Source organism: Vreelandella indica (assembly GCF_037070225.1).
In the GTDB taxonomy this organism is placed as follows: domain Bacteria; phylum Pseudomonadota; class Gammaproteobacteria; order Pseudomonadales; family Halomonadaceae; genus Vreelandella; species Vreelandella arctica.
Window position 1 is genome coordinate 1 of sequence record NZ_JBANSO010000057.1, and the last position, 5,408, is coordinate 5,408.

The 5,408-nt window shown below is 53.4% G+C and carries 2 protein-coding genes and 1 pseudogene; all 3 read right to left on the reverse strand.

What is annotated here, in order from left to right:
• Nucleotides 1-57 precede the first annotated feature (57 nt).
• The gene (pglX, locus tag V8L71_RS20170; RefSeq protein ID WP_336275273.1) at nt 58-2,934 is read right to left on the reverse strand and encodes a BREX-1 system adenine-specific DNA-methyltransferase PglX; all 2,877 of its coding nucleotides are present in this window, start codon (nt 2,932-2,934) and stop codon (nt 58-60) included.
• Nucleotides 2,935-3,112: 178 nt separating this feature from the next.
• Nucleotides 3,113-4,210, reverse strand: a complete 1,098-nt coding sequence (locus tag V8L71_RS20175) for a PDDEXK nuclease domain-containing protein (protein ID WP_336275274.1) — start codon at nt 4,208-4,210, stop codon at nt 3,113-3,115.
• Between the two features lie 53 nt (nt 4,211-4,263).
• Nucleotides 4,264-5,408: pseudogene (locus V8L71_RS20180) on the reverse strand (BREX system P-loop protein BrxC); the annotation flags it as partial.

Consider the following 5,408-nt stretch of genomic DNA (forward strand, 5'->3'; position numbering starts at 1 on the left):
AACTGGCGCGGAACTTTATGTTGGGCATGGCACTGTCTGGGTGAATGGCGATAATGGCTATATTGCCATGCAGGTCAGTGGGTTAGAAGTGCTTCCGGGGGCCGGTCTCACGGATTCAGGTCCTTTTAAAGGAGCTTCCGGATTCATTTCTTCTTGTAAGCCGTAAGCATCTATGAAAAGACAATTGTTTTCTATCTCAAGCTGCTCCAGCTCGCCCACCATTCTAAACCAATCATATCTCAACTTATTCAAGGATCCCTTAACTGATGACTGTACTTCATCTATGCTCGCTAACTTTAACCCTAAAAAGTTCCAAGATATTTCATTAGAATCCCAGTCAGCTTTTTCTAGCTCAATAGATCGTCTGGCTATAGAAACCACCTTCTCGCCGACTTCAACAACTGGGATCGACGCAATTTGCCCCGCTTCAAGATTTAAAGTTGGAGATAATATTTCAAAAAATCTTAATGCTAGACTGGAGTTGAGAAGTGCCAGTAGCTTATATGCGATATTCTGCTCTGGGAAAATAGACATCCCGGCAACATCAAAAATAGCTCCTTCAGGCTGGTATCTAAAAGAAGGGATCCCACTCCCTATTTTTGACCAGGTAACACTGGATTCAAAGTAATACCTTTCATTTACTACTCGCTTTGATGCACTACCATAACGATTAATTGCAACACGTTTTATCTCTTCTCCGCTATCTTTCCAGTTCACCAACATCTCTTGGTTACCGTACCACTTCCGAAAATCGCCACCTTTGTTATAAGGGAACCACTTCATGTCGCTGGCTTTATCGGCTTTCATCAAGGTTTTGTTTAATGAAACCTCGAACCACATTCTTGTAAATCTGTCATTATCCATCGTCGCCAAACCCTGCCTTGGCAATGAAATATCACCGAGAAGGATTCCTTTTTCATAGGCCTCAATAAGCTTGGAAGACGCCCAATACGCCACAGGGCTTCCCGGTATCTTCTTAAAATCATCCGGCGCCACCACTTTCAGCCGCTCACTTTTAACCGGAAATTCAAATGGCTCTCCGTTCTCGCTAATATCGCCAGCTTCTGCATACGAGAACGAGCCTTTCATTCCAGCGATATAGCGATTGCGAAACACGGTGGCGTTGGTACCAAAGGCGATTTTCATCACGCCGTTGCCCATATGCACCATGGTTTCGATGGTGCTATTTTTCAGTAGCGCCGTACGCATCTTTTCGTAGCTGGAAAGGAACATCCAGCTTTGCATGGTGACCATGGCATTGAAGGCGTTTTCATTAAGCAGGCTAAAACCGTGCTCCATAAAAATCGCGAACAGATCCGATTTGCTGTTGGGGTAGGCGTTTTTAGCGTAATCCTTCAGCGCTTTATTCATGCCCTTACTACCCATATACGGCGGGTTGGCCACTACGGCGTTATAACGTTGGGCCAATGCCCAAGCCTGCTGTATCACCGGCACCAGTCGCTGGGCGGCAGCTTTTTGCATCATATCGCCGCTGTTGGTGAGTTCGCTCAGTTCCTCCAGAAGTGCTTTAAGCGACACTTCCCATTCATGGGGCACTTCAATCAACGAGCCGAAGGTTTTGGCTTCTTGGAAGCGCTCAATCAAGTCGTCAATCAGCTTGTAAGTGGCATCGTTGCTGGAAAGGTCTTGCTGTTCGTTATCAAACAGGCTCTGAGACTGCCCCTGGTGCCAGTCGCCAGTAAGGTTGAGATCGCGCCATAGGGTATTGGCATCCAGGTGTTGGCTGCTTTGCATGGCCAGCACGTTTAGGCACACGTTTCGGGTGAGAATGCGGCGGTCGTCTTCGCGGGCTTTCATCAGCAGCGCAAAGCCGGCGAGCTGGGCGGCGCGGTCGTCGATATCCAGGCCAAACAGGTTATTTTCCAGAATCAGCTTGGGGATGTCCCGGGAGCGGTAGCCGCGCTCTTCGTAGATCGCCTTCAGCACGTTGTAGGCTTCCACCAGAATGTGGCCGGAGCCGCAGGCGGGGTCGAGTACCTTGATGGTCTCGGGGTCGAGGCTGGCCGGGGTGATGTCATCCAACTGGGCCTGTACCTCTGGCTCCTGCTTGGCGGGCTCGATGTAGTAAGGCATCTGGCTTTTCAGGGCTGACGTCGGGTAGGTTTGCAGCCACTGGCGGCCTACCGAGTTCTGCACTAGGTATTGCACAATCCAGTTAGGGGTGAACAGCTGGGTGGCGGCGGGGATGTCTTCGCTTTTCACCACCTTGCCGATCACCTGGTCTTTTTTCTCGCTGATGTAGAACTGGTAGAGCCAGCCAATCACTTCTACATCCTGCCAGTCCTCTTCGGGAATCGCCTCGACCAGCTCGCGGATGAGTGAGTCAGTTTTGGTCAGGTTGTTGGGCAGCAGCAGCTCGCTGGCATCGTCCAGCGGTTCGAACAGGAACGGCATGGCTTCGTGCAGGGCATGGCACTGGGCCAGCAGCAGCTCACGGTAGAGGGTTTCATCCTGGGTGCCGTCGAGCTTTAGCTCGCGAACGCGGGCGGTGTCCAGCCCTGGAAGGTCTACCTCTAAGCATTCCTCCAGAATCTGGAACTGCCCGGCTTCGCCCCCTGCCCCACTCAGCACGCGGCGGCCGTGGTCTAGGTAGCCGTGAATTTCCATGTAGCGAATGGCGCACAAGCGGTTGAACCAGCTGTAGGCGGCCTGCTCTATCGCTTGGGTAAAACCATCGCGCTGCACCCACGCGGCCAGCGCTTCCCGTGCGCGCTTTAGGTGGGCGGGCACGGTGTGGGTTTGGCCATCCTGAGCGGTCATCACCAACACATCGCCCTTTTGCTCTAGGGGGGCAATCACAGCGCCGCCTTTGCCATCTGGGCTAATGCCCACACGGGCCGCCTGGCGCGTCATGGTGTCGATAAAGCGGGCGCGGGCTTTGGGGGCGTATTTTTTGATGTTGGCGGTGTTCATGGTGAATTCCTTATCGGGCCGCCTGCGTGGCTTGGCCGAGGTGTTCTAGTTTTTCTATACGTTGCTGTGCGAGGCGTGGGAGAAAGCGACTGGGCTGACGCTAGCCGCACTCTAGCCGTGATTCTGGCCGTGACTCTGGCCGTGACGATGACAGCACGGCTCTTTGAATGGCAAAAAATCATTCGTCCATTCCCTCTTGCCGCTGAAGCAAATCTTGCTCAATTTCCTCCACGGTGGGCAGTGAGCCCTTGAGGTTGTCTGGCAAGGTCTCGACCAGGTTGTATTCGCTGACGCCCATGGGCTTATTCAGGTCGCGTAGAGCGAACTCGACTTCGATGTTATTTTTATCCCGGCACAGCAGCAGGCCAATGGTGGGTTGGTCGTCGTCGCGTTTGAGTAGGCTGTCCACCGCCGACAGGTAAAAATTCAACTTGCCAGCGTATTCCGGGGTAAAACGGCGGTTCTTGAGTTCGATGACCACGTAGCACTTGAGGGTGACGTGGTAGAAAAGCAGGTCGAGATAGTAGTCGTTGCCAGCCACTTCGAGGGGGTACTGGCGGCCGATAAACGCAAAGCCCTTGCCCAATTCCAGTAAAAACTGGGTGATATGCTGTGTGAGCTGGCGTTCCACGTCACGCTCGTTATAGGGAGCGGTAAGGGACATGAAGTCGAAGGTGTAGGGGTCTTTTAGCGTTTGCTGAGCGAGATCCGATTGGGGGACAGGCAACGTGCGGGAAAAGTTGCTCACCGCTTTGCCGGTACGCTCATGTAGCCTCGACTTGAGTTGCAGAGCCAGCACGTCACGGCTCCAGCCATTTTCAAGGGTTTGGGTGAGATAGAAGTCGGCTTCATTTAGGTCAGCGCATTTGCTGAAAATCTGGATGTTATGTCCCCAGGGGGTTTGGGCCAGCAAGCCAGCGCGTTCGGCATCCATACCGGCCCAGGGTGTGTCGGTCAATTTGGCAACAGCCTGTTGCCAAATTGCAGGGTCACAGTAAAAACGGAAGAAAGCCCGGCAGTAGCGAAGGTTTTTGGGAGAAAACCCACCTACCTCTGGAAACGCATGGCGTAGGTCTTTGCTGAAAGCGTTAATAAAGCCGCTGCCCCACTGTGCCTGGGTTTCACGTTCGACAATCTGTGCGCCCAGCTCGTAATAGAGCGCGATAAGTTCGCTGTTAGCCGCTAGTGCTGCCCGCATACGAGCAGACTGCACACGCTGTTTGATGCTGCTTAGCCAGGCCTGATAGTCGGCGCGGGTAGAAAGGCTGTGAGTCATGCGGCACTCCTTTAAGCAACGCTGCTGTTTTTGCCAACAAAAATCGCCGTGCGCTATCGCACCTGTACCCGTTTGCCCGCTGAAAGTGACCCTTCCAGCTCTTTTCTGAGCTCTTCCATAAAGGCATCGACTTCAGCTTGGCTTTCCAGGTACACACCGCTATGCACGCGGCTGAGTACGTCACTTACACGCACTCGCGCCACGGGTTTGGGAGCATTCACCGCCGCAGGTGCCGTTATCGTATGGGGGTCGTAAGCGTTATCGCGTGGCGGGGTGTGCCCAGCAGGTTTGTTATCCGGTGACTTAGTGGATGTTCCGGAATCCCCAGCTGTGGAAGTTTCACCTTTTTCAGAGGATGCAGGCTCAGCCTGCTGGAGCTTGGCAGCCTCGGCCTGGGCTTTATGCAGCGCATCCAGGCTCTCTTCTTCTTGCTCAACGGCCGTTTCTGTTTGCAGCTGGTAGATCTGCGCGATACTAACCGACTGATTGACCGACACCTTGAGCTGCTGCAGTGGGTGCAGTAAGCGGTTGCTTAGCTCTGCGGTGGCAATGCCACTCTTTTCGATCTCTGCTTTCACTTTGGCAATGCGCGTGTCGATACGGGCAATGGCGTGTTCGCGTTTTTCGGTGACCAGCCGGCTATTAATGTCATCCAACGTGCGCACCAAGCCATCTACTTTGTTCAACATGGCGTAGGGGGCGTCGGCGCTGTAAATGCGCTCACACTCGGCCAGCGCCTGCTGGGCCTCGGGGTGTTTTTCTAGCTCCAGGCGGTTAACCCCAAACCTTACGCGCGCCTGTTCCAGCTGCTGCCAGGTGGTGAGCTGCTTGGTGAAGAAGTCGCTTAGGTCGCGGTAGTCTTCTTCGACATCAAGCAGCGTGTCTTGCTGGCTGGCCACTTCTTTAAAGAAGTCGAAACTGTCGTCTAGGCGCAATAAGCGCTCTACTTCCAACAATGAGCTTTCAATGGCTTTACGCCCTGGGAAGTTGCCCACGTCGGTTTTGCTTTTGTACGCTTCTAGCTCGTGGCGCCAGCGGGATAAGCGATCCACATAATAGCTGAATAGCTCTTTTTCACTGGCGGGGCCTAGCTGGCCAAACAGGTCTTTGGTGAGATTGCGGGCTTTGTTGAGCACCGCATCTTCGGTTTGGCGCTTTTTCTGAATGCGTACTTCACTGCGTCGGCGGGCGTTATTAA